The sequence below is a fragment of the Alloacidobacterium dinghuense genome, assembly GCF_014274465.1.
In the GTDB taxonomy this organism is placed as follows: Bacteria; Acidobacteriota; Terriglobia; order Terriglobales; family Acidobacteriaceae; genus Alloacidobacterium; species Alloacidobacterium dinghuense.
Map to the genome: position 1 here is coordinate 3502662 of NZ_CP060394.1, position 26989 is coordinate 3529650.

The window sequence follows — 26989 nt, forward strand, 5'->3', positions numbered from 1 at the left end:
AAGTATGGCAGTAGCCGTAGATTTCCGCACATACAAGCCGCAGAATTCACGCGACGACCTCGTTCAAAGAATCGAGCAGGCGCCCATTGAGCATGCCCAGGCAGTCCTGGCAGCATATGATCTGCTCGAACGGCTTCATGAGAAAGGGGTCATCGATCTCTTGAACGGGTTGCTGAGCGCCGGCGATACCGTCGTCAATCATGTTGTGAACGTCGTGAGTTCCCGCGAAATGGTGACTGCTCTCCGCATCGTGTTGATATTCAGCAATCTTCTAAGCTCAATCGATGCAGACGAGCTACATCACATCGTCGCTGGTGCGGGAAAGGAATCACCCTCTCTGCTTTCCCTTGCGAAGCAGGCTACATCGAAGGATGCCCGCCGTGGCATGGCGACGGCAGTCGGTGTGCTCAACGTCCTCGGCGCCGCGCTGAATTCTGGAACCGACAGAAGCAGCAATGATCGTGAGATGAAAGGGCGCTAGAGGGAGCGCTTGAACCGGCCGGGAGTCACCCCGACGTATTGCCGGAAGGTTGTAATGGATTGACTCTGATCCTGGAATCCATGTCATTCCGGCCACTGTCAGTTGAGTAGGATAGCGCTATAGTCAGAAAGTAGTCAGTGCCCCAGAGAAACCGGGAGAGTCGCATGAGCAGGTCGGTATTCGAAACATCGATAGCGAAAGTGCAAGGCTTCACCGGCCACGCCGCAACCGACACGCTCGCTGTCGAGGAACCCCTCGAGATCCAGCTAGGCTACGGGCCGCCAGCAGACAGAAAAGTAAAGTCCATCTCCGTGACCATGCGCACTCCCGGATACGACTTCGAGCTTGCTGCCGGATTTCTCATGACCGAGGGTGTCATCCATGATCCGGCCGATATCGAACGGTTAGGCTATGCCGCCGAGGGAATGGACGAGTCACCGGAAGAAGAGAGTGAAACAACAATTCTGCCGTACCAACCCAGACGAAACATCGTCAGGGTCGATCTGGCTCCGAATGTACAAGTGCAGATCGCCCACATTGAGCGCAATTTCTACACAACGTCCAGTTGTGGAATCTGCGGCAAAGCCTCGCTCCTGGCCTTACGGAGCGTATGTCCACCGCGTGTTCGCAATGACTTTTCCATGAGCGCGGAACTCCTCTATACGCTCCCTTCACAACTCCGCGATGCGCAAACCATCTTCAACAACACAGGTGGACTTCACGGTGTTGGTCTCTTCAACAGCAATGGCGAGTTGATGTCGATGCATGAGGATGTTGGCCGCCACAATGCCGTCGACAAGCTTCTGGGCTCAGAGTTTCTCATCGACCATGTGCCTCTGCGCAATACCTTGCTGCTGCTTTCTGGAAGGGCCAGCTTCGAGCTGCTTCAGAAAGCATTGATGGGCGGGGTGTCTATGGTTGCAGCCGTCGGTGCGCCATCGAGCCTTGCCGTACAGGTCGCCAGACAGTTCGATATCACTCTGGTCGGGTTCTTGAGGGAAGATCATTTCAACATTTATCACGGTGCTGAGCACATTACCGGCTGCGAATCGGCCAGCAGGGAGGAACACCAATGAAACTACGCATCAAAGGAAACTCGATACGCTTGAGAGTGTCGCGCTCGGAGTTGGACCGCTTCCAGAACAGAGAGCGAGTGGAAGAGACGATTCACTTCGCTCCCGAGAATGACGCAAAACTCACGTACGCTCTCGAGTCCGCTCGCCAGACGACGCCCGTCAGTGTCAGATATGAACATCAGTCCGTAATAGTCACTCTTTCCGAGGACCAGTCACTCGCTTGGGGAAAACCGGATGAAATCGGTATCTACACTTCGGTCAATATCGGCGAAGCAGGTCAACTCGAGGTCATCGTTGAAAAGGATTTTGCGTGTCTCGACCGCAGTGACGAAGACAACGCCGATACGTTCACCAACCCCCACGCCGGATCAGTCTGTTAACTAACACTAATCTCTGAGCAAGCCGATTCACCTGGCCACAATTAGCTCACCGTGCGCACATGGCGAGCACCCGTCAACGATCAGGCCGGCGAGCGCCCTGAATCGCCCCCTATTTCGCTTCTTTGAGCAATTCGGTTCGGTACCTCGGAGCCAGTTCCATTACTTTCTTGAAGAACGCTGCTTCCTGCGCGGCATCCACCTTGGGAGGCGGAGTAGTGCGTGTTGCAACCGGTGCTCCTATCTCTTTGAAGAACTCCTCCTGGCCTGCGGGCGAGCAGATGCAAAGCATCCTCACCGGCTTCGACGAGGCGTTATGAAATTGGTGAGGAGCATTCGCTGGAACGTGGATCGTTTCGCCGGCGCGCACAATACGCTGCTCCCCTCGGAAAGTAGCTTGAAGTTCACCGTCGAGAAGAATAAAGGTCTCCTCGAAATCATGACGATGTGGGGGAGGGCCGCCTCCGGGAGGAACGTGCATATCGATCAGGGTGAATCGACCTGCAGTATCCATTCCGGACAGCAGGATCGTATACGTATCGCCCGCGACTGCGAGATGTTCGGCATCGCTGTTATCCGGGTTTGCAATCACCAGATTCCGTCGTGGGTCGTCGGCCGGAATCGCTACCGTGTTTGAGTTCGTAGACATTTTCTGCTCCTTGTTTGAAATTGAGGAATGCTCTCGGGGCCCGACCTGATCGACCCCGGCGAGAGCACTCCGCTGTGTCATGAAGGCATGGAATCGAGGAACACATAGAGCGCGGCGATCTTGTCGTCGCGCACGATGATCACGTCCAGGCCGGTGTAATCGGGCTTCTCCCCACGCGGACCAGACCCCCACGCCAGACGGCCGGCGTTATGGAGCGCCTGCGGTTCGCCGTGAGGCGTGTACACGAAGTGAGGGTGAGTGGCACGCAGGTCTCCTGCGAACTTGTCCAATGCGTCGTGCCCGACCAAAACGCCGGCAGGCACATAGACGACGCAGTCATCGGTGTAGAGTTCTTCGATTGCCGCACGGCGGCGGGCGGCGTCGCCTTCACCGAAAACCTCCTGAAGGTTGCGGTTTAGCAATTCATGAATTTTATCTGACATAGCACATCTCCCTATTTCTTAGCGGGCCGCAGCCCACTCTTTTGTTAGTTCTTCAGCGAAGCTGCTGTACGTTCTCGGCTGGTGCCCAAGCAAGGCCGCTTTTTGCGATTATTCAGGCGCTTGGCACGAGACCCAGCTGCTGCATAATGGCAAGCTCATCCCTCATGTAGGCGTCTTCAATGACTTTTCCGTCACGAATGGTGTAGATGTGGATCGCCATCCACTCGATGTGATCGCCCGTGCCGGGACGTCCCAGGAACTCCCCGCGATGCGTACCACCGAAGCGATCGACGAGTACGACCTTGTCGCCTTCCGTGACAATGTCGAGCACCTCGCCTCGCGCATCGGGGATCGCTTGAAGGAACATCTCGTAGAGCTTTCGCCGAGCACCGGGTCCGACCTCGGGTTCGTCCGGCGCGAAGGCTGAGATTCCGCGCCCGCGGAACTCGGGATGAAGCACATCTTCAAGCAGGTCAAGTCGGCGGCCGTTGAAAACCTCGATCAATCGTAGCGCGATGGCCTTGTTCGTTTCGAGGTCGGCCGGAATCGCTACCGTGTTTGATATCGTAGACATTTTCTGCTCCTTGTTTGAAATTGCGTTTTGTGAACCTACCCAACTGAGCTGCGGCTTACGCTGCAGCCCACTCCTTTGCCAGTTCTTCAGCGAAGCTGCTGTACGTTCTCGGCTGGTGCCCAAGCAAGGCCGCAAAGCGCGCCGTCTGGTCCTCCGTGTTGCTGAATCCACGCTCGACGTAACCCTGGTACATGACCCGAAGATCGTGGGCCAGCCAACTCGGAAGCCCTGCTTCCCGCAGTTGCGCTTCAAAGCCATCGAAGTCCCCGTGTCCTGTGTAGATGATCTCCTTGCCCAGCAGCTTCGACCATGCGGCTGCCGCATTCGGACCAGTCAACAGCTCTGACGAAACCAGGTCGTACATCTTTCCCGCATGGCCTTCTTCTGTCAGCGATATCGCGGCCGCCTCCGCAATGTCGCGAACATCCACCACTGCGATCCCCTGGTTCCCCGCGGGAATCGGATATACGCCGGCTCCGGTTAACACAGGCTTGAGCTGGCGCTCATTCTGAACGAAGTACGCGGGCCGCAGAATCGTAAAAGGCATCCCGCCTACGCGAATCGCTTCCTCGGCGGCATACTTCGCAGCGAAATGCGGCACATCGAGAAACTGATCCGGCTTGAAGACCGAGAGGTACGTCACATGCTTCAGACCGGCCTTCTTTGACAAGCCATAAGCGGTAAGAGCCTGCGTCAATTCGTCGGCGACATTGCCAATCAGCAGGAACAACTTGTCGACACCCTTGAGCGCTTCCGCTACTGAAACCGGATCACTCAGGTCGCCGAGAGCGATCTCTACCGCGCCAGGAAGTGTACCTGGTTTGGGCTGTTTGCGGGTCAAAGCCCGCACTTCCGCTCCGCGCTGAAGAAGCGCCTTGACCACCTCGCCGCCTACCGTGCCCGTTGCACCTGTAACAAGAACTTTCATTGTTTTCTCCTCCGCGGCCACCTGCCGCATCCGAATTAGCATCGATATCGCTTCTATCGATGTCGATATATATGATGCCGACTATACTAGGGGCGGATTCATTTTTGACGGAAGGCGAATTCATTTTTTATGGAACGCGGAAAAATGCCGGAAGCAATTCACACCTGGGACAGTATGTTGCAGGCTGTACGGACGATCCATAACTTGGCTCTCCCTCCTATTCTCAAGGAGGGCTTGGGGGACTCGGATTTCCGGGTCCTTGACGTTCTCCTGCACCAAGGGCCGATGCCTGTGAACGCCCTTGGCCCGAAGGTGGACCTCAACCCCGGATCTGTTAGCGTAGCAGTCGATCGACTGTACAAGAAGGGGTTAGTTAGTCGCGTGGAGAGCGAGAGCGATCGCCGCGTTCGCACTGTTTCACTAACGGAGAAGGGACGCCGAGTATTCGTACCGATCTTCCGCCAGCATGCCGCTCTCATCAAACGTGCATTTCAGGATGTCACACCCGAGGAGCAGCGCCAGATGGAAGAAATGCTCAAAAGAATCGGAAGACGCGCCGAAGAATTGAGCGAGCAAGAGGGTCACCGTTAGGATATTTCACTTCGTGACTACGAATCCCAAAACGGGAAGGAAGAAGGGAAAATTAATCCTCGTTCCAACGACTATTGGCATGCAATTACCCCTGAACCTGATATCCTTGAAATAGAGAAGCGAAAAGGCCCGCTCCAATGGAGTGGGCCTTTTTTATTTACTCGAACTGAATCAGACTGCATGCGCACAACTGCCTTTATTTTGGAATAATTTACAAAAAATAAGGGGGAGGGTAGCAATCCTTCCCAACTCGGCACGAAGCCTGCCTGAACTGGTCGAACGCATCGTGTGAGAGCAGTCCCTCACAGCCCGCTGCGGTGAATGTAAAACGATGGCATGGCCACAAGCACGATGCCCCCAAACACCTTTATTTGGAAGAATTTACGAAAATATGGGGGGAGGGGTAAACCTCACCGGGGCAAGGCAAACGCAACATAAACGCCACCCGACGGCGACCGGGGATCTTTGCCACCGCCGGCGGCAATCACGACAAATTGCTTGCCGTCCACTTCATAAGTCGCGGGCGTCGCGTTGCCCGAGAATGGCAGCGTCGTCTGCCAGAGAAGCTTGCCGGTCGTCTTGTCGAAGGCGCGCATTTGCTTGTCGTAGCTGGTGGCCGCAATAAAGAGCAGCCCGCCTGCAGTCACAACGGGACCACCATAGTTCTCCGTGCCGGTGTTCTTCATGCCTTTGGCTGCAAGTTCCGGATACTCGCCGAGCGGAATCTTCCACGCATACTTGCCGGTGTTGAGGTCGATAGCGCTGAGAGTTCCCCACGGCGGCGCAATCGCCGGATAGCCATCTGGATCGAGGAATTTGCGATAGCCGCTGAAGCGGTACTTCTCGATCGGGGCTGCTGATGCGTTTTCACTCTTCAGCTCGGTCTTGTCCTCAATGCCGGTACGCAGGTAGCGAATCAGGGCGTCGAGCTGTTCGTCGGTAAAGCCCGGAAAGCTGGGCATGCGGCCCTGGCCATGCAGGATGGTGCTGCGGATCTGGTCAGCAGTTCTCGTTTTGCCGATATCGACCAGTGACGGAAAAGCAGGTGGAGAGCCGCTGCGATCATCGCGGTGACAGATACTGCACTGGTTTTGATAGAGCGTAACTCCACTCTCAGCCGATGGCTTATTTTCGATCAGGGCGCTGACCCAGGCCATCTCGTTTGCGTTGACATAAAGAATGCCCGTTTCCGGATCGACCGCTGGACCGCCCCACTCGGCGCCACCGTCGTAACCGGGGAAGACAACCGTGAGTTTGTCGATGCCGATCGGAACAAACTGCCCGGCGCTGCGAAAGGTGCGAAATTCGCGCACAGCCCAGGCATGAGCCTCCGGCGTACGGTTCGTCAGCATGTCCTCCGTCAGAACCTGCCGCGCATAGGGAGGAGGAATAACCGGCAGCGGCTGCATCGGCACGGAGGACTCACCGGGCACAGCGCTTGCCGGGTATTTCTTGTACTCGATGGGAAAGACCGGCTTGCCATCCTCGCGGTCGAAGAGATAAACCCAGCCCTGCTTGGTGGTTTGGGCCACAGCATCAACCTTGGCGCCCTTGTGCATAACGCTCACAAGCGCCGGAGGCGACGGAAAGTCGCGGTCCCACAAATCATGCCGTACGGCCTGAAAATGCCAGATACGCTCGCCGGTTTCCGCATTCAGGGCGAGGAGAGTGTTAGCGAAAAGATCGTCACCAACCCGATCCCCGCCGTAAAAATCGAACGCCGCGGACCCAGTTGGGGCGTAGACGATGCCACGTTCAGCATCGATGGCCATCCCCGCCCAGTTATTCGCCGCCCCGCTGCGCTGCCATGCGTCCTCGGGCCAGGTATCGTAGCCGAACTCGCCAGGGTGCGGGATGGTGTGAAACGACCAGCGCAGCTTGCCGGTGCGGACATCGTAGGCACGGATGTCCCCTGGAGGACACGGCAGTGTCTCCGGATCGCGGCCCCCGACGATGATCAGGTCCTTGTAGACGATGCCGGGACTGGTGAGCGCAATGGAAACCGTTGCCGAATCGCGCCCGAGGTTTTCCCGCAGATCGATCCGTCCGCTCTCTCCAAACGAGGCGATGGGTTTGCCGGTCTTTGTATCAAGCGCGTAGAGGAAGTTCATCACGCCCGCAAGAATGCGGCCATTCGTACCGTCTGACCAATAGGCGAGCCCGCGCGCGGGCTGTGTGCCCTGGATGCCGCTGTCAAACTTCCAGAGCAGCTTGCCGGTGGCTGCATCGAGCGCGATAACCTTCTGCGACGGAGTGTAGGAGTAAAGGATGCCGCCGACGATGATAGGGCTCGACTGAAAGCCGCCGGTTTCTCCCGTATCGAAGGTCCACGCGACTTGCAGATTCTTTACGTTCGTCCGGTTGATCTGATTGAGAGGCGAGTAATGATCCTGCGCGAGTTGGCCTCCGTACACCGGCCATTCTGTCGGAGTGCTTTGAGCCCTGGCTGTGAAGGCTGCGACTGCAAGCAGAGATGTGGCGACTAGCGTTTTGATCATCACAGATGCATTTAGGGGCAGCAGTTCGATAACAGCTTGCAGTGCGACCAGTAGACCGTGCATGCCGTTTGCTGTCAAGGCACGATTGGTTTACCTCAGAGTCACCGGCTACAAAATTACTTTTCTTACCAGCAGTACTGATATTTAATCGGTAACGCTTGTGGAGTGCTATGCCCGATCAAAAACTCTCTCCGGAAAAGCAGCTGGCATCATTTCTGGCAAAATTCACGCCCGAAATATCCTCGCTCGCCGAGTCGATTCTGGTGGAGATGCGGAAGCGCTACCCCACAGCGATCGAACTGGTCTATGACAACTATAATGCGCTTGCGATCGGCTTTGGACCGAGTGAGCGGGCCTCGGAGGCGATCTTCTCGATTGCCCTGTTTCCCAAATGGGTGAGCATGTTCTTCCTGCAGGGAGCCAGCCTTCCCGATCCTGACGACAAGTTGCAAGGAAGCGGAAACGTGGCCCGGCATATTCGGTTGCCGTCGGTCTCGACGCTCGACGAGCCTTCTGTGCAGACGCTCATGAACGAGGCGGTCGCAAGAGCGGTGAAGGCTTTCGACCCGCAGGGCGTCCGTCACCTCATTATCAAGTCCGTTTCAGCAAAACAACGTCCGCGCCGGCCCGCTGAGAAAATGCCGCGCGCTCGCAATCCTGAAGCGGGAAAACGCTGAGATTTCGACTAGTTACTATTTGATGCGGCTGACGGAAATATCTCTTTTCACCTCATCTATGAGCGGAGTAGCATGCTTGGCGCACACTCCCTCAATGCTGAATTGCTCTCTTGCCTGGAGGCTTGGCTATGCTACGAACTTTCCTGCTTTCGTCCTCACTGCTGTTGGTCTGTTTTTTATCGGTTACCGCGCAGGAACCGCCGCCAGCGGGCCAGGCAAATCCCGTAAAGCCCACGCCTGAATCGCAGGCGCATGCAAAGAAGATTTGGGGCTATGATTGCGCTTTATGCCATGGCGAAAAGGGAGACGGCAAAGGCGATGTGGCCGATTCCATGAAGCTCACGCTGAGGGATTACACCAAACCAGACTCGCTCAAAGATATGACCGATTCCCAGATGTTCGACATCATTGTGAAGGGCAAGGGGCAGATGCCGGGCGAAGAAGGCCGCGCCAAGCCTGACGATGTCTGGAATCTGGTCATTTACATTCGCAGCATGTCAAAGAAGGGATAAGCCCTGTAGCAAGAACCCCTTCCTGCCCACCGCAGGAAGGGGTTTCAATTTTGGACTGGAAGAGACTTACGCGTTTTCCTTCTGGAACGCTTCGATCTGGGCAATTTCCTGCTCACTGAGCCGGAAGCTTGCTGCCGGAAGCACCCCGTCGATCTGATCGGGTCTGCGCGCTCCGACAATTGCGGCGGTAATGGCCGGATGCCGGAGAGTCCAGGCAATCGCCACGACTCCGGGATCCACTCCATGCGGCTTGCCGATTTCCCGCAACAGTTCGACCAGCTTCAGGTTCTTCGAAAGCTTAGGCTCGTTGAAGTTGGGGCTGCGCTTGCGCCAGTCATCCTCGGGCAGGTCCTTGATGCGGTCGGCGGTCATCTTGCCGGTAAGCAGACCGGAAACCATCGGCGAGTAGTTGATGACGCCGATGTTGTCCTGTTGGCAAAACGGCAGGATCTCAGTCTCGATGTCTCGCCGCAGAATCGAATAAGGCGGCTGTAGCGATGTGATGGGCGCAATTTTCTGAGCACGCTTCATTTGTTCGACATTGAAATTCGAAACGCCAATGTGGCGGACTTTGCCTTGTTCCTGGAATCTCGCCAGCGTTTCCCATCCCTCTTCGATTTCGTCTTCCGGATTGGGCCAATGGATCTGGTAGAGATCGATCGTATCCACGCGCAGGCGGCGCAGCGAGTTCTCAATCTCTTCCTGCAGCGAGCCGGCCTTTAAACTACGGTAAATCTGCCGGTCGGGGGACCAGCGCATAGAGCATTTGGTAAAGACATAAGGCTTGTGCGGTGAATTCTTAAGCGCCTTGGCGACAACCTCTTCCGAGTGACCCAGGCCATAGATTGCGGCAGTATCGATCCAGTTGATTCCGCTGTCGAGAGCGCGCTCAATGGTGGTGACAGATTCGTTGTCGTCCTGCGCACCCCAGGCAAACTCCCAATTGCCGCCGCCGATGGCCCATGCTCCGTAGCCGATGGGCGTGAGCTGCATGTCAGAGTTACCGAGCTGACGCGTCTCAAATTTTGTTCCAGGAAGATCTTGAATAGGCATACACAATAAAGATGCTTCTCGTGGGAAGCCAGCTTCACAAATTGAAGCCGGCTCCGCCCTCGAAAAACTGCAACCACGTGACGTTTTACAGTGCTTTAAAGTTGCACCAGAAAGCGGCCGTCACGCATAATCTGCTCTTCTTCCACCCAGATGTTGAAACGAAGGCCGACGACATCGATGTGCGTCGTCGATGTCCACGGTGCTCCCGTATGCTCTCCGTATGGATTGCCGAAGGCGATATGAATACCGGGGAATTTTTCATCCTGCAGGATATTTCCAATCACCTGCTTGATACCGAGATTCGTCCCGATAGCGAACTCTCCCACACGATCAGAGTTCTCATCGGTGTGCGTGTACGCCCAGAAATCATCACGCAGCTGCTGGTTTTCGGAATGGCAGTCGACAATTCGATTGCCCTTGATTTCGATCGTCAACGGTGCTGACTCCAGCAGGCCATAGCGGAAACAAAGATAGTCGCCGACAACGCCGTCGACGACGAACGTCCCGTTCACTTCTCCTGGAGTCGTGAAGATCTCGCCGCCGGGAAGGTTTCCCCATTTTTCGCGGGAAATAATGCCGGAGGTCTTAAGCCACTTGTAGCCGGGATTTAAGTCGGCGCGGATATCCGTTCCCGCAGATGTGGTCGCGCGAATATAGCTGGAGCAGCGCACCTTCTCAATCACTTTTTGGCTTAGCTGGTCCACGAGGGCAAAATCCGCCCGCATGCCTTCGCACATGATCTGCGGTGTTATGTTCACCATGTGCGCGTGCCGCATACGTCGGCGGTTGACGACTTCCGTCATCTGCATGCGCGATCGCAACTCATTCTGCTGCACTTTTACGGCGAAGATGCTGATGTCCGACGTTTCCATGTCTTCCAGCGCGGCGGCAGGCATGTCTTTGAGCGGACGCGGCGCCAGGTCTTCAAGCACGAAGGCATTCCACTGGCAACCATTGGCAGCCAGTTCGGCGGCGATAGCCGCAGCGATGGGGGTGGTCTCCCGATCTGTGATCAGCGTTACTCTCTCGCTGGGTTCTATGCGAAGGCAGTTGAAAACAGCAGCATGCGCTCCGGGCGCGAATTCTTCTGGATATGGCGTGTCAAGCAGCGCCTGAGCTTGCGGTGTTACGGAATACATCATTCTGGATCGATCTGCCTCTTTTAGGGCTCCCATTAGCCTACCGGAAATTCACAGAAACGGCATACCCCTGTTTTCCACGGGAATGCAAACCGCTAAATCGACCGCAGCGCATCGATCGGTTCAGCGGAGGCGGCGCGTTTCGCAGGCAGAGCAGAAGCAACGAGCGCCATCAGCATCATGATCACCACCGCGGCGAAATAGACGAGAGGGTCGGTTGCGCTCACGCCAAAAAGAAATGAGCTGATCATCCGCGAGATCGCAAGGGAACAGACCAGACCAATGCCGCAGCCGATAAGGGCCATCTTTGCGCCTGAAATCAGAACGAGGCGCGCAATACGAGTGCGCTGAGCGCCCAGCACCATGCGGATAGCAATCTCCTGCGTGCGCAGCGAGACAGAGAACGCAACCACCGCATAGATACCGGTAATCGAGAGCAACAAAGCACCAGTGGCAAAAGCAGTGATGAGCGTCGTATTGAAACGCCGCGGCGCTTCCACATTCGAAATGACATCATCCATCGGCTGCACCTGCTGCAAGGCGAGCAACGGATCGATTCCAGAAACAGCCGAGAGCAGTGTTTGCCGCATCTGTTCCGGAGGCAGTGCGGAGCGAAGCGTGATGTATCCGGTGGAAGGGTCCGTGAGAGTGCCGGTAGCTTCCGGGCCGTTGAGAATAGCGGGTTGCTGCATCGGCGCATACCATTGGTCAGCGCTGGGTTCGTCAAGCGAGCCGATCTTGGTATCAGCGACAATGCCAACCACAGTTGCCCATGGATAGGTCCGCTTCGGGTTGCCGACATGGATTCGCTTGCCAATAGCCTCCTGACCGGGCCAGCAATGCTTGGCCATACTCTGGTTCATGATCACGACAGGTGGAGCGTCGGCGTTGTCATTGAGGGTGAAGTAGCGGCCTTCGAGCAGCGGAATACGCATGGTGCGGAAATAGTCTCCATACACGGTTGCCAGTGAAGCGAATTGCAGCTTCCAACGGCTGATCGGCACACCTTCAACTGTGTAGGCTGAACCTCGCGAGACGCCAGATGCGGGAAGAGAATCCGCGATACCGGCGGCGATGACTCCAGGCTTGCCACTGAATTGGTCGATGACGGAATGGCGGAAGACATCGACTGACGCTTCGGTAGGGTAGTGATTGAGAGGGAGAGTGAAGCTCCCAACAAGAACGTGATCGGGACGAAAGCCGGGATCGACGGCACGCATCTTCTGGAAGCTGCGCAGGAACGCGCCCGCAACGGTCAACAGAACCAGCGCGATTGCAATCTCGGAAACAACTAATGCAGAGCGCAGCCACGAATGGCTCGATGTTCCGGTGCCGCTCCGCACGCCTTCCTTAAGGCTCTCGGTCAGGTTGGTTTGCAATGCAGCGAAAGCAGGCGCAAGGCTGCAGAGCACGCCTGTTGCCAGCGCGGTGACGAGAGCAAAGACGATCACACCCGCATCAATGGTGACCGAGTCAACGCGCGGCATCGATTCCGGTAGAAGATGTAGCGCAGTGCGGATAACGCCCGCGGCAAACACCAATCCCAACAGTCCACCAGAGATGCTGAGCAACAGTCCTTCGGAGACCGACTCGCCGAGGATTGTGGAAGAACGAGCGCCGAGGGCAAGGCGGACAGCGTATTCGCGACGGCGGCGGATGGCGCGGACCAGAAGCAATCCGGCAACATTTGCACAGGCGATCAGCAATACAACCGCAACCGCAAGGAACAAAGTACGCAGCAGTGGACGAACATCGGCAATAAGAAGTTCGCGCACCAGCTTCACATCGCCAGTTATGTGAATCGCAGACAGGCTTGCCGGAAAATTCCGCATGATCTGCTGCGCAACACGATCAGTATCCTGCACAGCCTGGGGAATCGTGACTCCATCCTTGAGGCGTCCGACCAGGTGATATCCCCAGAAGCCAAGGCTCTGGTCAGCGAGTTCATCCGGCGTGAGGCTCAGGGGCACCCAGAGCTGCACCTGATCCAGATGCCCAGGCTGCAGCGGAAACTCGAAGCCCCGGGGCATGACTCCAATGATGGTGTAGAGCCTGCGATCAAGAACGATAGAGCCGCCGAGAATATTTCGATCGCGGTGATAACGGTTCAGCCAGAGAGCATAGCTCAGAACAACAAGCGGTTGATGAGCATCTTCTTCCTGTCCCGTGAAGACACGCCCGAGCACAGGATGAACACCAAGTGTAGAAAAAACGCTCGCATTCAGCCGGGCCGCAGAAACTCGCTCGGGAGTGGCAGATCCAGAGACCTCATAACCCCCCGACGTATAGGCACCCATTGACGAAAAAGCGTGCGTCGCGCCTACATATGTTTCAATTTCGCGAGCAGTAACGCCCGGAGTGTTGTAGCCGGTCGCCAGATGATCGCCGAGAAGAACCAACTGGTCTGCATCTTTGAACGGCAGCGGACGGAGCAGAATGCCTTCAACGAGCGAGAAGATCGCAGTCGTAGCGCCAATTCCCAGCGCCAGGGTGAGGACAACGGTGACAGCGAAGCCCGGCCCCTTTCGCAACTGGCGAAGTGCAAGACGAAAATTCTGCAGGATCGCGTACATGAGCCCTCTAATCGTTAGACTCCGTTGCCAGATTATGGCTTCTTTCGTACGCGCCACACAACCAGATGATCAGCAATCAACGGTCATCAGCGACGCAGACAAAGGACTGGGCAAGATTCTTCGCGCCGCTACCGTTGTACTTTGCAACCTGCGGATAAGTACACAGTGGGCGGGTCATCTCGATCTGCCGAGGGCTATCATTCGCCGGGTCGCTTTCATTGAATTTCGTCGCAACAATCTGCGAGGGCGCGTTGCCGTTTTCTACCCATTGCACCAGCGCAGTGAAGATGTCATGACTGGCATCGCTTCTTGGCGCAGCTTCATCCTGTCCAAATGAAGTTGCCCCTGGCCCTCCTCCGCAATGTTGCATTCCCGGAACCATGTAGAGACGCATCGACTGCTCCGCCGTCCGTGCGCCTACAGCACCGACGACGTTGGTGTAGTAGTTGACGGAGTTCAGTGGGGAGATTCCGGGATCATTCCACCCGTGATACAGAATCAACTTGCCTCGCGCTAGAAATGGCTTCAGATCGGGATTCATGGCATCAAGCGAATCACCCGTCTTCTCATAGGCCAGCTTGAGTGAGTCGTCGATTTTCGCCGTTTTGAAATCCCAGTCTGACTTGCCATACACCATGTTTGTGAAGTATCCCGTGACATAGAATGCCCCCGCGCTTTTGCCTTCTTCTGAACCAGTTATCCACGTGCCCCAGCCGCCACGCCCTTCTTCTGCACCAGGCAGAACGCCGGGAAATATCTGCTTGCCGGCGGCATCATGCAGTCCCACATAGATCTTTTTCAGCGAGTCCACCTGCGGGGCCGTCAGGCATGAGTCTGAATTCGCACCTTTGCAAAGCAGCGTTGACGGATCGAAATGGCACTCCCTGGGATCGTTGAGCACACCGTCCATCACCCCATCTTTGGCGTCGCATGTTGCCAGCACTGCCTTGCCGATCGCGGGAATTTTGGCAGCCGGGATATAGCCGGCCTGATCGGTGGCTTGCAGAAGATTCAGCCCATTGGTGAGCATCGGCACCCACGCATTTGCAGGCGCTCCGGCAATAATCCCGTCATAGTCTTCGGGGAAACGTTGTGCTTCCATCAACGCCTGGCGTCCGCCATTCGAACAACTCGCAAAGTACGACCGTTTCACATCATCGTCGTAGAAGGCCTTCACAATGCCCTTCGCATCGACCGTCATCTCATGCACAGCACGATAACCGTAATCGACAACCTTCTCTGGGTGCCCAAGAGCCCATTCCGCGCCAGGCGTGGAATGCCCCGTATCGGTGCTGGCCGCCGCGTAGCCCTGACTTACTGAAGCCGCGAGCCCGGCATAGGCGATATAGCCTGCGAATCCGCCGTTTCCCTGTCCTCGAAATTTCCCATTCCATCCGCTGGCAGGCATCCACACTTCTACCTTGATATCGGAGTCAGCTGTGGGTTTGAGCGTCGCGACCACGCGGCAGAAGCTTGGAGCCGTTTTATACACGTGCGGCACCCTTTGTCCTGTTTTCAGGTCAGGAGGCGTAAACACACCGGCCGCAACTATTTCAGCCGAGACAATGTTGGCCTCAGGAATTGCCAGGCGCTTCAGCTCCGCACAGCGTTGGGCCGAAGCAGCATCGTCAGCAAAGGCAGCTGCACGAAACGCCAACAGGGCAGAAAGTAGCAGAAGGAAGGCGCGTGTACGCATGGCCGTTAGGCTCGCAGAAGAGCAGCAATCTTACAAGGGAAAATCGGCACAAGCCGATGAAGTCTCCGAGCGCCTAATCTTCAAAGAGGCCAGCCTGAGTTTCCTCCGCCATGTAATCGACGACCGCTTTAAGATCGTCCGTCTCTTCAAACTTACGCAACTGGCGGTCGGCGCCGGTGCCCATCTCAAGAATTTTGCGGATGTAAGCAATCTCTTCGTGGCTGTTCAGCTCATCGACTACCTCGGCGACGAAGTCGAGATATTCGAGTATAAGTTCCCGCTCCGGTACTTCTGTCTCTTTACCGAAATCGATGAGCTTTCCATCAAGGCCGTATCGAACAGCGCGCCATTTATTTTCCATCACCAGAGCGCGCGAATACTGCCGGTAATCCTGGTTGCGCGAATGCAGCAGGTAGAGCTTGGCAGCGGTGGCCTGAATGAGCGCGGCAATGGCCAGAGTCTCTTCGGCGCGCATAGGCAGATCGCAAGCGCGCACCTCGACCGTATTGAAGAAAGGATGCGGACGAATATCCCACCAGATCTTCTTTGCGTTATCGAGGCAATTGGTCTTGATGAGCAGGTTGACGAAACCTTCATACTCCGCATAGCTTGCGAAGCTATCCGGAATATTCGTGCGCGGAAATTTGTCGAAAACTTTAGCGCGGTAGCTCTTCAGTCCTGTCTTCATGCCGCGCCAAAAGGGCGAGTTGGTCGACAGAGCAAGAATATGCGGCAGAAAATACCGCATGGAGTTCATAAGCCGAATGGCCGCCTCACGGTCTTCCACACCAATATGAACATGAAGGCCAAAGATCAGATTGGCGCGCGCGACTAGTTGCAAGTCCTCCACCACGCGCTTGTAGCGATCATCCGGATAGATTTCCTGCGTGCGCCAATCAGCGAACGGATGCGTTGCCCCCGCCACCAGCAGCAAATTGTGCTCCCGCGCAAGATGAATCATCTGCCGTCGCAGATCGAAAAGATCCTCGCGTGCTTCCTTGATGGTCTTGCAGATGGTGGTGCCCACTTCCACCACCGACTGGTGCATCTCCGCCTTGACGCGCTCGGCGAGACGGCGTTTACCCTTCGCCAGCATCTCGGTCGCAATGTGTGAGCGCAGATCGCGCGTCACCGGGTCGACGGTCTGGTATTCCTCTTCAATACCGATCGTGAATGATGGCATCATAGGCTATGCGCTCCGCGCTTGGTTTCCTGAGCTAGTAGAAGAGTGTAGACCGATTTCTGCCAAGAAGCCCTTCCCTTCTTACGCAAAAGTTTTTAACAGCTTCAGGCATGGGAAACTTCGACAGCCTTCTTCTTGGGTTTGCTCTTCTTCTTTGCTGTTGCCTTCGCAGGCTTAGCGTCATCGTTCAGAAACGCACTCCAGCGCAATTCTGATACCTTCGGCGCAGACTTAGCCTTCTTGACCGCCAGATCAGCGACCTTTTCGACAATCCAGTCAAAATTCTCTTGGCCAACTGAATGCAGATCGGCATCCGGCGCTGGATTCATAAAGTCAATCGCATACGGTATGCCATCTTCCACTGCAAATTCAACCGTATTCAGGTCATAGCCTAGGGCCTGACACAGCGCCAGGGCGTCCTTCTCAACACGTTTCAACAATTTCTTGTCATACTCCGGCGGATTGCGCAGGTAGCGCTCGTGATGCGGACGGCGTGGGTCATAGGGCATGATGTGGACCTTCTCCTGTCCCACCACATAACACCGAAAATACTCGTTAAACTTCACGGCGCGCTGCAAAGTCATGCATAGATCACGGCTCTGGTCGTATGCGTGAAAGAATTCGTCGGGATTGTGCACGTGATGCACGTCACGCCAACCGCCGCCGTCGACGGGCTTGAGAAACGAAGGAAAACCAACATACTCGAAAATTCCATCCCAGTTCAGCGGATATTCCAGGTTTCGCATGGAGCGCTCGGTGGTTCCCTCGGGATAGTGTTTGTGCGGCAGAACTACAGTCGGAGGCACAGCAACACCGAGCTTTGCCGCCAACGAGTAGTTAAAGAACTTGTCATCTGCCGACCACCAGAAGGGATTGTTGATCACCACCGTTCCGTTCAGCACGGCATGCTTCAGGAAGGCGCGATAAAACGGAATGTCATGCGAAATACGGTCGACAATCACCGAGTACGCAGGTGGTTTGTCGAGCCAGACACCACCGGTCTGCACGAACTCAGCCGTAATGCCATCTAAATTCATCGAATTGATGCGCTCGACCAGCGCACCGGGAAAGGTGTTTTCCATACCAAAGAGAACGCCGATCTTTTTCACAGTCTTTCCCCTCCCAGTTGAAATGCAACTCTCACACCGTCACCTTAGCTGAGGCAACAGCTGCATGCAAAGAAAAGATTAAAGAAAAAGACGGGAAGCGAACGGTTCGCCCGCTTCCCTTTATGCGGCTGTCTCGACAGAACGAATGTACTCAATGACGGCTTCGCTCCAGCCATCGATATGCGTCCACGCGCCGTAGCCCACTCCATTGCCGTAGCTGGCTACGTTGACCACGTATCCGCGTCCGTACTTCGGCGCAGGCACGCGGTCGTGAGACTGCTCGTCGGTGATAACGATCAGGCGGTCACCGCGCTCACGCAGTTCATTCAATGCACGGCTCAGCTGCGTGCCACCATGCGGCTGGCTGTGCCCAATGGCATCGCGCAGAGCAAAGCCCCGACGTGCCGGGACTGCGGCAAGAGCATCCGAAAAGGTATAGATGCTCACCTCTTCGGCAATCTCGCGCAACAGCACCGCAAGACTCGCAGCTGCATCCATCCGCGGCATCTCGGAACGCGCAGACAGCTTCGCGTCCATGCTGCCGGAAACGTCGATAAGCAAAATAGTCTTGCCCATCAGACGCAACTGGCCGCTCAGGCTCGCGAACATCGCCTGCTCGATCCACGGCTCCCACTGCGGAGCATGACGCGCCGCAGCGATGAAGCGAAACGGCAGCACGCGCTCGACGCGAATCACTTCAAGCGCATAGCGCACCAGCTCCGGATCGACGCCCGCAGCCTGCATGTTGCGCAGGTTGCGAAGCAGAGCGAGAGCGCCGAGGCGGTTCTCGATCAGCATCGACTCCCACACTTCGCGCTTCTGCTCGCCACGAGACAGCCGCACCTCCCAGGTCTCAGGCGAAGGCAGTGTCCCCTCCACGAGCTGACGCCACGTGAATGACTGGTCGGCGGTCAACGGCTTTGCGTGCGTCAGAAACAGCACGTCGCGCAATTTGACCGCGCCTGCACGGTCATACTTTGCCAGTGCATACGCGTCGAACCTCGTAAAGGCCGCGGCCAGTCCCTTCTTCACCTGCGCAGACAAAGGCTGCCGTCCATCCTTCCAATAAATAGCAAGGAACTCCGACAGTTCGTCTGCACGCTGAATCACGCGAGCCAGCGTCTCAGCTACCAGTCCGCGATGCGTGGCATAGCGGGCCATCTCACGAACCAGCAATAGCGGCGCATGGCGCAGCTTCATCTTCTCGCGCGCCTCGATAGCGAGCACAGCCACCTTCCCTGCTTCAACCCGCGGAACGAGCGCGGCGATGCGCTCGGCAATGGTTACACCATCCTCGTAGAACTGGTCCTCCCACAACATGCAGGCCAGCACGGAGCGTCTCAACTGCTCTCCTGCGCTGATGACAACAGCGGGTGCGCCCTCATGCGTCACCAAGGGCGCTCCGCTGAATACGGGTTGACTAAGTTTCAATATATTCAGGCGCATAGAGCGCCTCCCTTCAAGATGCCCGCCATTGCGGCTCTGTTCGCAGCCGGCATCTTGGTAAAGCCGGAACAGAGTCAAACGATATGACTACTCACTGCCCTCCTCACAAGTGCCGGCAGTGACAGCTGCACCTGCAAAACCGACACGAGAAGTTGCCTTCACATCCTTGACATCGATGATGAATGCGATCTTTTCCAACTCGTAAAGAGTCGGGGCGAGCTTGCTGAGGTAGTCGCTGCAACGGCTGACCGGAAACGGCACCAAACGCGGCAACTCGCTAAAGTAGCCGCAGCGAATTTCCTCCTCACTCTCGGAGTAGCCCAGCTGGATGCTGGCGTAACGGCAGGTGCGGCAGAGCGACTCCTTGCCAATTGCAGTGCCGTTACGCACAGTGATGCTGATGCTCATTGCGTGTCTCCTTGCACACGGTTGAAGGTTCAGGTTGTACACCAGAGATGCAGGTACGCATTCCTGGCGCCGTAGAGTAGTCTCCGGGGAAGAGCAGCACGTGCGGCATTCGCTTGCGCGAACTGGCGATTCCCTTTCGCCTGCCGTACGCGGGTGGAGAGACGTATCCCGCGCCTTCACCACCGGAGTTGTTCACGCCAGGGAAACATCGTATGCGGCTATTGCGGGTTCGAACCGCACCCTTTCGGGCTCCGACCAAGAAGTATCCGCACACTTCACCACTGGCGCATGCCTGCAATCAGTGTCCCCAACATGCGCGATTTTTCGCATTTTGGGAACGCGAGGGAACGGTCGCTATGGCGGAGTTGCCGTGTCAAGACGAGGTATCCGCGTGCTACACCACTCACTATTGCAGGTAAGCTTTGGCCTGTATCGGTTTTCTGGATTTAGCAGAGGAACAACACGCCGTTATAATCTGGCGGTTGCGGACAGAATCCGGTACGAGCCGATAAGGCTATCGAGCCTGGGCTGCATATTTGGTCCGAATTGGAAGATCGTAGTCATTACAGCTTCCTCTGCCTGAAAGATAGTGGCATAGGTCACGTCGAAATTTCAAGTGGAAATCAGAAGATTTTTTGATATTTGTAACAAATTCAGATACGAATACAAACGTCTATAGATAAATATTCATCATGCGCGCCCAGGTCGGCCAGTCATGGCTGTTCCACGTGTCCCAGATATAGAGATTGTGAGGAACGCCCTTTTCCCCTAACAGTCGTGACATGTATTGATTGTCTCCCAGGCACTGGTCATCCCATCCGGTAGCAAGAACATAAGTATTGTGCCGATAGCGATCGAGATACCACGGATCTCCCATGTTCGGAATGTAATGAGGCGGCGTGTTGAAGTACACATCGTTGTCGTAATAGCCGTGCAGGAATCTTGTCTGGTCGAAGGCCCCGCTCATCGAGAGGAAGCCGGTGAACTGGTCCGGGTGGCGAAGTGCAATGTTGACCGCATGATAGCCGCCAAAGCTGCACCCGACGCTGATGAGATGACGGTCATTATTTTTTAGCCGGACTAGAGGCAATACCTCTTCCAGCACATAGTTTTCGTATTGGACGTGCCGGGCTATTTGCCAGCGCGGAGGAACATTGCGGTTGTACCAGCTCTCGGCGTCCATACTATCTACGCAATAAAGCTGCAACTCGCCGTTCTCAATCTTGTGAGCGATCGCATGAATCATGCCACGATCTTCAAACTCATAAAAACGACCCTGCGACGTGGGAAAGACAACCGCCGGCACGCCGGAGTGCCCAAAGACCAGCAACTCCATGTCACGGTCGAGACGCCAGGACCACCATTTGTGATATTCACGGTTCATCGCACGTTCACATTCCTGATACTGTAGCAGCAAGGGCCGCGCGAATCAGAAAGAAACATCGCAGCACCTGATGAGAAAACGTAGAGGAAGTACCCGTAAGTTGGCAACCGAGATTCCAGATATTTCCGCCGCCGCTCAAGTGCCAGGCGCACCCACCTTGCCAGCGCGCGTCAGCCTTCATCCCCGGTTTCACAGCCACTTTTTGCGAGATGATCGCGACATCACGGTCTACGTTCCGCCGCAATACGAAGAGCAGCCGGACCGGGGCTTTCCGGTGCTCTACTTGCATGACGGTCAAAATCTTTTCGATCCGAGCACATCGTTTGTTCCCGGACGCACATGGCGTGTGGCTGAAACCGCCGATGCCGTCATTGAAGCCGGTGAAGTAACCCCTCTCATCATTGTCGGCATAGCCAACACAGGTGATCACAGGCTGAAGGAATACACTTATGTGCCCGACTGGAAGATGGGCGGCGGCGAAGCGGACAAATATGGAAGGCTCGTCACCGAAGAGCTGATGCCTTTTATCAACGCCAACTACCGCACCCTGCAAGGCCGCGAGAATACCGGCATGGGCGGATCATCCCTCGGAGCCCTGGCCACCCTTTATCTTGGATTGAAATATGCAAACGTCTTTAGCAGGCTTGGCGTACTGTCGCCCTCGGTTTGGTGGAACCACAAGAGCATCATCAGCTATGTGAATGAGACTCGTCTGGCTCATCTGCCGCGTATCTGGCTCGACGTAGGTACTGCAGAAGGCAGGCGCACCTTGGCAGACGCCGATCTATTGGAGCGGCGTCTAAGAGCAAACGGTTGGCGACCGGATATCGACCTGCAATACCTGCACGTCGCCGGAGGAACGCACGATGAAGCGTCCTGGGCACAGCGCGTCGGGCCAATGCTGAACTTCTTGTTCCCTGCGTCTGAGCGCTCTCGATAAGACGGGTAGTTTCAGTTACTCATTGTCGACAACGCTTCCATAAAGCAAAATGGCAGTGCAGTCGTTTTTCATAACCCTCATGCATAGACATTTACGGGAGATTGCGACAACCTGCGTTTTTTCTTTGAGCGCCTTATGCGTCAACGCACAGAGCGCTCCAGCTTCTCCTGATAAACCATGGAATAATCCAGCCGCCGAGCAAAGCCTGAACAAACAGCTCTCGGCGCTCCCCGACACGAAATATACGCTCGACCCGTCCAAAGCCTACACTTTGGCCGAGCTGATCGATCTCGCCGAACAGCACAACCCGGAAACGCGCGTGGCCTGGCAGCAGGCGAAGGCGAGGGCTTCGGCGCTCGGTATCGCACGCGGCGCCCTTTTTCCCACCCTGGCGGCAGTAGCCGTGGGCAACACAACGCGCACACAAATTCTTTTCAATTCAGCTTTCGTCCGACAAACCTACGGCGCATTTGAGCCGGAGCTTCATGTCGAATATCTAATTTTTGATTTCGGTGGCCGTAGCGGTGCAATCGACGCGGCAAAGGCGAATCTGCTGGCGTCCAACCTTACCTTCAACAATACGCATTTGAAAATCATCTTCCAGGTCACATCCGCCTACTATCGACTCTTGAATGCAATGGGCCAGATGGACGCGGCTGAGGCCAGTCTGAAAAATGCCCAAGCCGTCGAGGAGGACGCCCAGGATCGTCTGGATCACGGGCTAGCTACCAAGCCCGACGTGCTGGAGGCAACTGCCTCCAGGGCGCAAGCCGAGTACGATCTGCAGACCGTGACCGGGGCTCAAGAAATTGCCCATGGCGATCTGGCAACTGCAATGGGTCTACCACCGCAGACCATCTTCCACGTGCAGGACGTCAACGAGCTCAAAATGCCCAGCGAACTCGCCGAATCCATCGATACGGCCATCGATCGTGCCTTTGAGCAACGGCCTGACCTCAAAGCCCAGTTGGCGCAACTGCGCGCCGCCAACGCAGCCATCAAGCAGGCCAAATCAAGATATTATCCATCTCTTCTCTTCAATGGGAACGGCGGCCTCACCCACGAGTATGGCCAGCAGGGTCAACTACCTTCGGCGTACGCCAGATCGGAAATTTGGGACGTCTCGCTCGGACTTCAGTGGACGCTCTTTGACGGCGGCCGACGTGAGCACGAGATCGCTCAGGCTAAGGCAGAAAGGTCAGCAACACTCGCGGAAATCAATTCACTTCGCGACCAAATCTCCGATGAAGTCTGGACAGCATATTCCAATGTAAAGACTGCGGAACGTCAGCAGCTAGCCGCCGCTGCGCTACTCGTCGCCTCGGATCAGTCGTACACCTCGGCGCGTGAGTCGTATGGTTATGGCGTCCGCAACCTGCTCGATGTCGTTGCGGCGCAAAAGGCCCTCGCACAGGCGCGAACAGAAGATGTCACCGCTCGCACGCAGCTTCTTTTGCAGGTTGCCGATCTCGCATTCCGGACGGGCGATCTTCTTGCAACGCCCCCGGCAAAGACAGGCCCATGATGAAAAGAGTTGGGATGGAGAAGACAAAATGAGGAAGAGAGGAAGCCACCCTCTGCCTTTGACTCAGGGAAATATCACGGTGATTTCAGCATTGGTTCCGCTGACTTTACTCAGCGGCTGCCAGCGCGCGCCCACATTCAGCATTCTAGGCTCGTTTTTTCCGGCGTGGCTCTTCTGCATCATTGCGGGCATTCTGCTGGCGTGGGGCGCCCACTGGTTCTTCACGCGCATTGAGATCGACAAGCATATCCAGCCCGCGATCCTCGTGTACCCCTGTGTGGCTGCATTTTTTGCCTTCACCCTTTGGCTGGTCATTTTCAGTTAAATAGAGGACCTATGTCGCCTATTGAATCGGAAGAGAGTCGCCGCCGCCTTGGACGAATCATCAGCATCGGATCCATTCTGTGCGCGGCCATTACCGGCCTGCTCGTGATTCACGCAACAACGATAAACCCGCGCACAGATGACGCCGAAGTCTTCGCCAACTTCATCGGAGTCGCGCCTATCGTCAGCGGTCCGATCGTGAAGCTGAATGTGGTTGACAACCAGTTAGTGAAGCAGGGTGACCTTATCTTCGACATCGATGAGCGCCCTTACGCATACGCTCTGGAGCAGGCCAAGTCACAGCGGGCGTCGCTCGAAGGCGAGATCGTCGATCAAGGCCGCACCATCGCCTCGCTCGGCAGCGCCGTTGACGTGGCAAAGGCGAGCAGCAAAAGCGCGGACGCAAACGTCGCTCGCGCTGCCGCTGCCGTGGACGAGGCGAAAGCGGACGTGATCAACGCGAAGGCTGCTGTGGATCGCGCGGATGCTGAGACCGCGTATGCCACCAACAACTTGCATCGCATTCAGCCTCTTCTCGCCAAACAATTCGTCACTGTGGATCAGATCGACCAGGCGCAAACGTTGCAGACGACGCGCCAACAGGCGTCAGCACAGGCGCGCTCTCAACTCGCTCTTGCTCAGGCGAGTCTCGATTCTGCACAGGCGCAATACAAGCAGGCTGAGGCGCAACTCGAACAAAGCCACCAGCAGATACAACAGGCCACCCATGCAGTCACAACGCTCGAACCTTTAACCGCACAGCGTTCCGGACGCAGCGCCTCCATCGACCTTGCGCAGTACAACTTCGACAACTGCCGGTACATTGCTCCCTTCGATGGCCGTGTCACTAACCTCACCATTTCCGAAGGGGCCTATGCGCACACAGGCCAGGAAATTTTCACGCTTATCGATTCGCGAGTCTGGTGGGCAGTAGCCAATTTCCGGGAAACGCAGCTTCGCCATATCCATCCCGGCATGAAAGCCGATGTCTATGTTTTGTCGCGTCCGAATATCCGCTTCCATGGCATCGTGGATAGCGTCGGCTTCGGCGTAACGCCTGACGCGGACGTTGTCGGCAAATTCACGCAGGGGCTTCCCGACGTGCAGCGCACCCTTAACTGGGTACACTTGGCATCGCGATTCCCTGTCCGCGTCCGTATCGAAGAGCATCCATCCGATCTGTTTCGCCTCAGCGAGTCAGCCGTCGTGGTGATTCGCGGTGATTCCGAGCGGAAATAAGTATGGCCACCGCGGCAACCATCTCGTCCGTGGAAAACCGCGGCGGGTTCATTTCCTGGTTTTGGGAATTCCTCAAAGGAGAACTCACCCCCTATCCAGGCCGGGGCATCATGGTCGCCCGCATCGTACTTGCGGCGACCATCACCATGATCCTCACCATGACCTTCCGCATTCCCGGCGGTGCGCTCGGTGCCATCATCGCGTTTCTCATCTCGCGCGAAAATTTCGCTGCCACAACGAAATTCACGGTATCGATCGCAACCGTTGTGCTTATGGCGACCATCTTCGTTCCGGTCGGAGGCACAATGTTCGCCTCGGTGCCTATCACCCATTTTTTCTGGGAATGTTTCAGCATCTTCCTGATTTTCTTTCTCCTGCGGTCCCTTGCCAATTTCGCTGTGGCAACCATCCTTGGCGTGATTGGCACTTCGGCTGTTGCGCTCTGGTATCTGCCCGGACCTGCCGAGTACAATGTCGAGCAAACGTTGTGGCAGGTTCTGTCTCCAGCCATCGGAGCGGCTGTGACGCTTGTAGTCGAGGCCGTCTTCCACGCATTTCAAAAGCAGGACCAGATCACGATCGGTTTGGATGCGCGTCTCAAGGCGGTGGAAGACCTGCTTACCTGTTACTCCATAGGCACGCCAATACCCAAAGAAACCGCAGCCAGACTCACTCAGTTCGCCACGATCGGCATCGGGACTATCCGCCGTTTTCTCGCTCGTTCACGCTATACGCAACTCTATCGCGCACAGATGGACGCCGTGATTTCGCTGGTAGGCCGATCGCAGGACTTCGCTGCCGCCATGGCTCAAGCACAACCATACGTCTCTCCCGCCGACAGCCAGCTCGCGGCAAAGCTTGCAAAAGAGATCGCGGAAGTTCGCCAATTCCTCAAAACGGGGCAACAACCGCCCATGCTCGAGACGACAGGGACGCCCTCAAATGCTTCCTTACTGCGGGAACTGGAGGGGATGGTCGCCCTCCTGCCGCGCGTCATTCAAGGCTCGGCATCTCTGGAAGCTTTCCAGGCTCTCTCACACGAACCGGAACAGCCCGAGAGCGGGTTCCTCCTGCCCGATGCATTCATCAATCCCGACCATCTTCGCTTTGCGCTCGGCGGCTGCCTCGCGGGAACTCTATGCTATGTCGTATGTGACGGGCTCGCTTGGCGAGGACCGCTGGCTACATCCCTCCTAACCTGTGTACTCACGGCGCTTTCAACCATCGGGGCCTCGCGGCAAAAGCAGGTATTGCGCGTTGCCGGAACTGTGATCGGCGGATTCATCTTCGGTCTCGGCGCCCAGATCTTTATCCTGCCCAATATCGACTCAATTACTGCATTCACCCTGCTCTTCGTGGCTGTTTCAACAGTCGCCGCCTGGGTAGGAACTGCAAGCTCGCGCCTCTCCTATTGCGGACTCCAGATTGCGGTCTCCTTTTATTTCATCCACCTGAATGACTTCACCTTTCAAACATCACTCACAATTGGCCGCGACCGCACCGTCGGCGTGCTTCTGGGTATCGCGATGATGTGGCTGGCCTTCGAACGGCTGCAGCCAACAACTGCTACCGATGAGATGTTGAGGATTTTCACCAGGAACCTCCGATCGCTAGCTGAATTGGCCGTCTACACTCTTCGTCCGCACGATGCCGATTCGATTGTCGGCGTCCGTCGGCTGCGCAACAAAATCTTTAGCAATTTTGCTGCCGTCAACTCTCAAGCAGACGCTGTTCCCTTTGAGTTGGGCGCGCTTCGTATGAAGCACATGGCCGCGCGGGATCGAGTACGTCTCTGGCAGGCCCAGTTGCGCACCGCGTACGTCCTGCAACTTGCGCTATTGCAATACCGCGTCTTTGGCGCGACTGAAAGACTGTCGGCGCAGGCTGAAGCGCTCTTACGAGATTTTGATCAGTCGTGCTCGCAGACACTGAACGATATGGCCGCCTATCTCGAAGCGGAGAGGACAGGAGGCGTTACGGCCCTCCTGAGTATCCGGATTCCCACACTCCCGCCTGCACTGACAAGCGCGGCAGACGCGAATGACCTTCTACCTGCCAATCTGCTGCCACTCGCCCATGAGCTGATGAAAATACTTAAGCGAGTACGCGAACAGATTCTTGCGACGCCTCTATTCGCAATTCAATGAGCTTCGACAGCAGCTGG

25 protein-coding genes are annotated in these 26989 nt (G+C 56.2%); 11 read left to right on the forward strand and 14 right to left on the reverse strand.

The window, feature by feature from the left end; all coding sequences use genetic code 11:
* The first annotated feature begins 4 nt into the window (after positions 1–4).
* From H7849_RS14380 to H7849_RS14390, 3 genes are all read left to right on the forward strand, one after another.
* Complete coding sequence (locus H7849_RS14380; RefSeq protein ID WP_186740201.1) at positions 5–481, forward strand: hypothetical protein; 477 nt, start codon at positions 5–7, stop codon at positions 479–481.
* A gap of 164 nt (positions 482–645) precedes the next feature.
* Entirely contained in the window at positions 646–1557 is a 912-nt protein-coding gene (gene fdhD, locus H7849_RS14385) for a formate dehydrogenase accessory sulfurtransferase FdhD (protein WP_186740203.1), read from the forward strand.
* A complete protein-coding gene (locus H7849_RS14390) occupies positions 1554–1937 on the forward strand; it encodes a DUF7009 family protein (RefSeq protein WP_186740205.1) in 384 nt (127 codons plus the stop codon). Before fdhD ends, H7849_RS14390 begins: the two co-directional genes overlap by 4 nt.
* A 109-nt stretch (positions 1938–2046) precedes the next feature.
* On the opposite strand, the gene H7849_RS14395 is transcribed toward H7849_RS14390, so the two are convergent.
* The 4 genes from H7849_RS14395 to H7849_RS14410 form a co-directional block, all read right to left on the reverse strand.
* The gene (locus H7849_RS14395) at positions 2047–2583 is read right to left on the reverse strand and encodes a cupin domain-containing protein (RefSeq protein WP_186740207.1); all 537 of its coding nucleotides are present in this window, start codon (positions 2581–2583) and stop codon (positions 2047–2049) included.
* 77 nt (positions 2584–2660) lie between these two features.
* Complete coding sequence (locus H7849_RS14400) at positions 2661–3026, reverse strand: nuclear transport factor 2 family protein (protein ID WP_186740209.1); 366 nt, start codon at positions 3024–3026, stop codon at positions 2661–2663.
* A 112-nt stretch (positions 3027–3138) separates the two neighbouring features.
* Positions 3139–3600: an ester cyclase gene (locus H7849_RS14405; protein WP_186740211.1), complete on the reverse strand. Its 462-nt coding sequence runs from the start codon at positions 3598–3600 to the stop codon at positions 3139–3141.
* Between the two features lie 55 nt (positions 3601–3655).
* Positions 3656–4528 (reverse strand): SDR family oxidoreductase, encoded by an 873-nt coding sequence (locus H7849_RS14410; protein ID WP_186740213.1) that lies wholly within the window; start codon positions 4526–4528, stop codon positions 3656–3658.
* Positions 4529–4657: 129 nt separating this feature from the next.
* Here H7849_RS14410 and H7849_RS14415 point away from each other — a divergent pair, with 129 nt between their 5' ends.
* On the forward strand, positions 4658–5119 hold the full coding sequence (locus tag H7849_RS14415) for a MarR family winged helix-turn-helix transcriptional regulator (RefSeq protein ID WP_251106274.1): 462 nt from the start codon (positions 4658–4660) through the stop codon (positions 5117–5119).
* A 410-nt stretch (positions 5120–5529) separates the two neighbouring features.
* Here the strand turns inward: H7849_RS14415 and H7849_RS14420 are convergent, their stop codons facing one another.
* On the reverse strand, positions 5530–7680 hold the full coding sequence (locus tag H7849_RS14420) for an outer membrane protein assembly factor BamB family protein (RefSeq protein WP_222439653.1): 2151 nt from the start codon (positions 7678–7680) through the stop codon (positions 5530–5532).
* A gap of 107 nt (positions 7681–7787) precedes the next feature.
* Between H7849_RS14420 and H7849_RS14425 the strand changes: the two genes are divergently transcribed.
* Positions 7788–8294, forward strand: coding sequence for a DUF1801 domain-containing protein (locus H7849_RS14425; protein WP_186740215.1), 507 nt, complete (start codon positions 7788–7790; stop codon positions 8292–8294).
* A 128-nt stretch (positions 8295–8422) separates the two neighbouring features.
* Positions 8423–8806, forward strand: coding sequence for a c-type cytochrome (locus H7849_RS14430; RefSeq protein WP_186740217.1), 384 nt, complete (start codon positions 8423–8425; stop codon positions 8804–8806).
* Between the two features lie 66 nt (positions 8807–8872).
* Here the strand turns inward: H7849_RS14430 and H7849_RS14435 are convergent, their stop codons facing one another.
* The 9 genes from H7849_RS14435 to H7849_RS14475 all read right to left on the reverse strand — a co-directional run bounded on the left by H7849_RS14435 (position 8873) and on the right by H7849_RS14475 (position 20797).
* Entirely contained in the window at positions 8873–9859 is a 987-nt protein-coding gene (locus H7849_RS14435) for an aldo/keto reductase (protein ID WP_186740219.1), read from the reverse strand.
* Positions 9860–9954: 95 nt separating this feature from the next.
* Positions 9955–11001 (reverse strand): aminopeptidase, encoded by a 1047-nt coding sequence (locus tag H7849_RS14440; RefSeq protein ID WP_251106275.1) that lies wholly within the window; start codon positions 10999–11001, stop codon positions 9955–9957.
* A gap of 92 nt (positions 11002–11093) precedes the next feature.
* Positions 11094–13571, reverse strand: coding sequence for an ABC transporter permease (locus tag H7849_RS14445; protein ID WP_186740221.1), 2478 nt, complete (start codon positions 13569–13571; stop codon positions 11094–11096).
* Positions 13572–13647: 76 nt separating this feature from the next.
* Entirely contained in the window at positions 13648–15267 is a 1620-nt protein-coding gene (locus H7849_RS14450; RefSeq protein WP_186740223.1) for a tannase/feruloyl esterase family alpha/beta hydrolase, read from the reverse strand.
* A gap of 73 nt (positions 15268–15340) precedes the next feature.
* Positions 15341–16453: a carboxylate-amine ligase gene (locus tag H7849_RS14455; protein WP_186740225.1), complete on the reverse strand. Its 1113-nt coding sequence runs from the start codon at positions 16451–16453 to the stop codon at positions 15341–15343.
* A gap of 101 nt (positions 16454–16554) precedes the next feature.
* The gene (locus H7849_RS14460) at positions 16555–17559 is read right to left on the reverse strand and encodes an ATP-grasp domain-containing protein (protein WP_186740227.1); all 1005 of its coding nucleotides are present in this window, start codon (positions 17557–17559) and stop codon (positions 16555–16557) included.
* Between the two features lie 120 nt (positions 17560–17679).
* Positions 17680–19005 (reverse strand): TROVE domain-containing protein, encoded by a 1326-nt coding sequence (locus tag H7849_RS14465; RefSeq protein WP_186740229.1) that lies wholly within the window; start codon positions 19003–19005, stop codon positions 17680–17682.
* Between the two features lie 87 nt (positions 19006–19092).
* Positions 19093–19413 carry a hypothetical protein gene (locus tag H7849_RS14470; protein ID WP_186740231.1) on the reverse strand — a complete coding sequence of 107 codons (321 nt, stop codon included), beginning with the start codon at positions 19411–19413 and terminating at the stop codon, positions 19093–19095.
* A 673-nt stretch (positions 19414–20086) separates the two neighbouring features.
* On the reverse strand, positions 20087–20797 hold the full coding sequence (locus tag H7849_RS14475) for an esterase family protein (protein WP_186740233.1): 711 nt from the start codon (positions 20795–20797) through the stop codon (positions 20087–20089).
* Between the two features lie 100 nt (positions 20798–20897).
* On the opposite strand from H7849_RS14475, the gene H7849_RS14480 reads away from it, so the two are divergent.
* The 5 genes from H7849_RS14480 to H7849_RS14500 all read left to right on the forward strand — a co-directional run bounded on the left by H7849_RS14480 (position 20898) and on the right by H7849_RS14500 (position 26972).
* The gene (locus H7849_RS14480; protein ID WP_186740235.1) at positions 20898–21737 is read left to right on the forward strand and encodes an alpha/beta hydrolase; all 840 of its coding nucleotides are present in this window, start codon (positions 20898–20900) and stop codon (positions 21735–21737) included.
* A 79-nt stretch (positions 21738–21816) separates the two neighbouring features.
* Entirely contained in the window at positions 21817–23262 is a 1446-nt protein-coding gene (locus H7849_RS14485; RefSeq protein ID WP_186740237.1) for a TolC family protein, read from the forward strand.
* A gap of 28 nt (positions 23263–23290) precedes the next feature.
* On the forward strand, positions 23291–23587 hold the full coding sequence (locus H7849_RS14490) for a YtcA family lipoprotein (protein WP_186740239.1): 297 nt from the start codon (positions 23291–23293) through the stop codon (positions 23585–23587).
* 11 nt (positions 23588–23598) lie between these two features.
* Positions 23599–24825, forward strand: coding sequence for an efflux RND transporter periplasmic adaptor subunit (locus H7849_RS14495; RefSeq protein WP_186740241.1), 1227 nt, complete (start codon positions 23599–23601; stop codon positions 24823–24825).
* A 2-nt stretch (positions 24826–24827) separates the two neighbouring features.
* Positions 24828–26972, forward strand: a complete 2145-nt coding sequence (locus H7849_RS14500) for an FUSC family protein (protein ID WP_186740243.1) — start codon at positions 24828–24830, stop codon at positions 26970–26972.
* Positions 26973–26989: the final 17 nt, after the last annotated feature.